The organism is Paratractidigestivibacter sp., assembly GCF_052362415.1.
GTDB lineage: Bacteria > Actinomycetota > Coriobacteriia > Coriobacteriales > Atopobiaceae > Paratractidigestivibacter.
This window is the reverse complement of record NZ_DAWEMK010000098.1, coordinates 2255-7012: the sequence shown is the minus strand read 5'-3', so window position 1 is coordinate 7012 and position 4758 is coordinate 2255. Positions and strand designations below refer to the sequence as shown.

The 4758-nt window shown below is 66.1% G+C and carries 5 protein-coding genes; 1 reads left to right on the top strand and 4 read right to left on the bottom strand.

Features of this window, described 5'->3' with window-relative positions:
• From ACT84W_RS08735 to ACT84W_RS08720, 4 genes are all read right to left on the bottom strand, one after another.
• Positions 1-137 (bottom strand): GTP cyclohydrolase I (locus tag ACT84W_RS08735; protein ID WP_444328934.1); only part of this gene is annotated, 137 nt, incomplete at its 3' end.
• Positions 134-988, bottom strand: a complete 855-nt coding sequence (locus tag ACT84W_RS08730) for a bifunctional 5,10-methylenetetrahydrofolate dehydrogenase/5,10-methenyltetrahydrofolate cyclohydrolase (protein WP_444328932.1) — start codon at positions 986-988, stop codon at positions 134-136. The genes ACT84W_RS08735 and ACT84W_RS08730, both read right to left, overlap by 4 nt.
• Before the next feature lie 2 nt (positions 989-990).
• A complete protein-coding gene (locus tag ACT84W_RS08725) occupies positions 991-1623 on the bottom strand; it encodes a cyclodeaminase/cyclohydrolase family protein (RefSeq protein WP_444328931.1) in 633 nt (210 codons plus the stop codon).
• A gap of 42 nt (positions 1624-1665) precedes the next feature.
• Positions 1666-3339, bottom strand: a complete 1674-nt coding sequence (locus ACT84W_RS08720) for a formate--tetrahydrofolate ligase (protein WP_444328930.1) — start codon at positions 3337-3339, stop codon at positions 1666-1668.
• Positions 3340-3442: 103 nt separating this feature from the next.
• On the opposite strand from ACT84W_RS08720, the gene ACT84W_RS08715 reads away from it, so the two are divergent.
• Positions 3443-4255: a tRNA threonylcarbamoyladenosine dehydratase gene (locus tag ACT84W_RS08715; protein ID WP_444328929.1), complete on the top strand. Its 813-nt coding sequence runs from the start codon at positions 3443-3445 to the stop codon at positions 4253-4255.
• The last annotated feature ends 503 nt before the right edge of the window (positions 4256-4758 follow it).

Below are 4758 nucleotides of genomic sequence, written 5' to 3'. Positions count from 1 at the left end.
AGGCCCCCGAAGATCTCCTCGCAGGCGCGGGCAACGCGGTCCGGCGTGCCCTGCAGCCCCTCGCGGTCGGGGTCCTCCCCGATGCCGATGAGGAACTCGCGGACGGCGGCCTCGATACGCGGTTTATCTACGCTCATGCAAGGGTCCTTTCGGCCGCCTCGACGACGTGCTTGGCAAGGCACGCCGTGGTGACGGCGCCGATGCCGCCGGGGACCGGGGTGATGGCGCCGACGATGGGCTCCACGGCCTCGAAGTCGACGTCTCCGGCGAGCTTGTTGTTCTTCTCGTCCCAGTTGATGCCGACGTCGACGACGACCTGGCCGGAGGCCGCGCAGTCCGCACCGAAAGTCCCCATGTGTCCTGCCGCGACGACGACGATGTCCGCAGCCTTGCACTTGGCGGCGAGGTCGCGCGTCCTCGTGTGGCACATGGTCACGGTGGCGTTTGCCGCCTGCAGCATCATGGCAACCGGCTTGCCGATGACGAGCGAGCGACCGACGACAGTGACGTCGGCGCCCTCGAGGTCGTATCCGTAATGGTCGAGAAGCGCCATCACGGCCTCGGCAGTGCAGGGCGGGAAGCCCTTCGGCCGATTGGCGAGGACGCCGTAGAGCGACCCCTCGGTGATGCAGTCGACATCCTTCGCGGGGTCGAGCGCGGCGCAGGCCGCGGCCTCGTCGAGCCTGGCGGGCAGCGGCCGGAACATGAGGCACCCGTGGATGTCGGAGTCCGCGTTAACCTCGCTGATGGCCGCCATCAGGCCCGCCTGAGGGCAGTCCTCCGGAAGCAGATAGCGCTCCACGTCGATGCCGACCTTCTCGCAGCGCTTGAGGGCGCCGCGCTCGTACGACAAGTCGTCGTCGCGGGCGCCCACGCGGATGATCGCGAGCTTCGGGGCGAGGCCTCGTTTGGCGAGTTCCCCCACGCGGCCCGCGAGCTCCCCGGTAAGAGCCTTGGCGACGGGTGCGCCTTTGAGCAGTTGCGCCATGGCTAGCACCTCTTTCTGATCTGGTCTGTGGCCGATCGCCCCACAGCCTCCGCCTTGGGCGCGTACTCGTCGAGCATGCGGTCGCAGCGGGCGTCGGTCGCGAGCGCGAACTCGCGGTCAGCGAGGGACTTTGTGTTCGCGTAGACATTCAGGCTCGCCGCCTCGAGCGCCCCGCGGGCAAGATACGCTCCGCAGCCGACGTCGGAGAGCAGGAGCCGCGAGCCCTTCTGGCCCATCTCGGCCAGGAGGTCTATGACACGGCAGGTCTCCTCCATCATGCGCAGGGGCGCCTCGCAGGCACGCTTGGCCCCCTCTTCGATGATTGCGGCGCGGGAGGGGTCCTCCTTCGGCAGCGCGTAGGCGCGCGAGAGCGGGGCGAAGCCCTCGGCATCCTCGTCGACGAGCTCGAGGAGGCGCTGCCGGGAACGCTCGGCTTCTGCGAGCATGCGGCGAACGTCCGCCTCGTGCTCTGCGTAGCGCTTCTTTCCCACGGTGAACTCACCCGCCATGGAGCAGAGCGAGGCCGCGAGCGCGCCGGCGAGCGCCGCGGCGCCTCCGCCGCCCGGCACCGACTGCTTCGCGGCGAGCGCCGCGGCAAAGCCCGAGCAGCTCGAATCGGTCAGTTTAGAATCCATATCAACTCCGAAATGATAAAAAGGGACTGTCCCTTTTCGTCATCAGAACAGGCCGACGATGCGGCCATCGGGCGTGACGTCGATCTTCTCGGCGGCGGGGACGCGAGGCAGGCCGGGCATCGTCATGATCGAGCCGGTGAGCGCGACCACGAAGCCCGCGCCGGCGGACACGCGGACGTCACGCACGGTGATGCGGAAACCCTCGGGGGCGCCCAGTCGCTTAGCGTCGTCGGAGAAGCTGTACTGGGTCTTCGCCATGCATATGGGCAGGCCGCCGAAGCCCTGCTCCTCGAGCTGCTTGAGCATCCGCGCTGCCTTCGGCTCGAAATCGACGCCGTCGGCATGGTAGACCTTCCGTGCGATGGCCTCGATCTTGGCCTTCAGGGGCTGGTCGAGTTCGTAGGCGTAGCGGAACTCCTTGGGGGCCTCGCACAGGCGCGCGACCTCCTCGGCGAGCGCCTGGCCGCCCTCGCCGCCCTTGGCCCAGACCTCGGAGAGCGCGACGTTGACGCCGAGCTCCTGGCACTTACGCTCAACGAGCTCAAGCTCAGCGGGTGTGTCGGTCGGGAACGCGTTGATGGCGACAACGACAGGGAGACCCCAGACGTCCTTGATGTTCGAGACGTGACGGAGCAGGTTGGGAAGGCCCACCTCGAGCGCGGAGAGATTCTCCTCGGTGAGCGCGTCCTTGGCGACGCCGCCGTTATACTTGAGGGCTCGGACCGTGGCAACGAGGACCACCGCGTCCGGCGAGAAGCCCTGGGCGCGGCACACGATGTCGAGAAACTTCTCGGCACCCAGGTCGGCGCCGAAGCCCGCCTCCGTGACGACGTAGTCGGCGAGCTTAAGCGCGGTATCGGTGGCCTCGACGGAGTTGCATCCGTGGGCGATGTTCGCGAAGGGGCCACCGTGAACGAAAGCCGGATTGCCCTCGAGAGTCTGGACCAGGTTCGGCTTGATGGCGTCCTTGAGGAGCGCCGCCATCGCGCCCTGGGCGTGGATGTCAGAGACGGTCACGGGCTCTCGGTCGTAGGTATAGGCGACGACCATGCGGCCGAGGCGGTCGCGCAGGTCCATGAGGTCGCTCGCCATGCAGAACGCGGCCATGACCTCGGAGGCGACGATGATGTCGAAGCCGTCCTCGCGCGGCATGCCGTTGGCGACGCCGCCGAGGCCGTCGACGACCTGCCTGAGCTGGCGGTCGTTCATGTCGACGACGCGCTTCCACACGATGCGGCGCGGGTCGATGCAGAGGGCGTTGCCCTGCTTGATGTGGTTATCCAGCATGGCGGCGCACAGGTTGTTCGCGGCGCCGATGGCGTGGAAGTCGCCGGTGAAGTGCAGGTTGATGTCCTCCATGGGGACCACCTGGGCGTACCCGCCGCCCGCGGCTCCGCCCTTGATGCCAAACACCGGCCCCAAGGAGGGCTCGCGCAGGCAGAGCATCGTCTGCTTGCCCATAGAGTTCAAGGCGTCGGCAAGGCCGACCGAGGTCGTGGTCTTGCCCTCGCCTGCGGGCGTCGGGTTGATCGCGGTGACGAGCACGAGCTTACCGCGGCGCGGCTTCTGCGCGAGGGCGTGGATGTCGACCTTGGCCTTCGTCCTGCCATAGAACTCGAGCATCCCCTCATCGAGCCCGACCTTGGCCGCCACCTCCGAGATAGGCAGCGTCCGCGCTTCCTGCGCGATCTGGATATCTGACTTGTGCTCGTCCATACGGACCTCCTCAGGATGTAATCACGTTAAGAACAACTATAGGGTAGGAAGGTTTCGTTCGTGTACCATCTTCGCGGAGCGGAACGTTTAAGGAGCTGAGCGAATGGATATAGCCGAAGAACAGAATACGGGCAAGGTGGGCTTGGCAACAGCCGACGCCGATATCGCCGGTGCGACCGAGCCGACCGAGCAGCCGGAGACGACCAAGGACCGCCTGAGGCTCATCCTCGGCGAAGAAGGGCTTCATCGGCTCGACGAGGCTACGGTGATGGTCGTCGGCCTCGGGGGCGTGGGCTCCAACTGCGCCGAGGCGCTCGCGCGCGGCGGCGTCGGCAACCTCGTGCTGCTGGACCGCGACGTCGTCGCCCCGAGCAACGTGAACCGCCAGGCGATCGCCTTCACGAGCACCATCGGCCGCGCGAAAGCCGACGTAATGCGACAGATGGTCCTCGACATCAACCCGGAGGCGCGCGTGACGTCGGTGCAGGAGTTCCTCAGCAAGGACAGCGTGGCTGAGCAGCTGGGCGCGCTCCCCCGCCCCGACTATGTGGTCGACGCCATCGACACGGTCGCGCAGAAGCTCCAGCTCGCCGAATGGTGCCGCTACCAGGGGATCCGAGAGATCAGCGCCATGGGCGGGGGCAACAAGCTCGACCCTTGCCGACTGCGATTCGCTCGGATCGAGGACACCGTCAACTGCCCGCTCGCCCGCATCATGCGCAAAGAATGCCGTCGCCGCGGTATCAATGACCTGGAGGTCCTGTACTCGGACGAGCTTCCCGTGCGGATGGGCAAGATTACCGACGAGCAGTGGCGCGAGTCGGGCTCGCTGCTGGGGACCATGAGCTACTTCCCTCCCATCATGGGGCAGATGATCGCAAGTCGGGTGATCCGCGACCTTTTGGGGTGGGATTAGGTCTTCTGATCCTCGTGTTAGTCCTCGGGGAGCCCTCGGGGCTTCTCGCAAAGCTACGCTCGGCAAAGGACGCCTCGCAAAGAGCTTTGCCGAGAAGCCCCGAGGGCTCTCTGGCTAACAACGAATTTGCCCTTCGCATCAAGGGAAGGAGCCTTGCCCTCTCCCGTTGCCGGCCAATCAGGCGGTCAAGCTCCGCTACAAAGCTATTTGCGATACTGACCGGCGAACCAAGTGTTAATAGCGACTTCCAGTCAAAGCGAACTGAAATGAACCCGCGATTTGCGCCATCCGAATACTGGTCGCACAACCAAGCCCAGGCCTCCCGACGCAACACTGAGCGGGGACTTCCAGGGCCCTCCCACGCGCCACTGTACCGGAAGCCCTTCTCCGCCGCGATCGCCCAATGCCCAGATCACTTGTCGCAAACAATACGGGCCAGAGAAAGAAGGCGCCCCACCGGGGCTTCTCGGCAAAGCTCTTTGAGCGCGCTCTTTGCGCTCGTA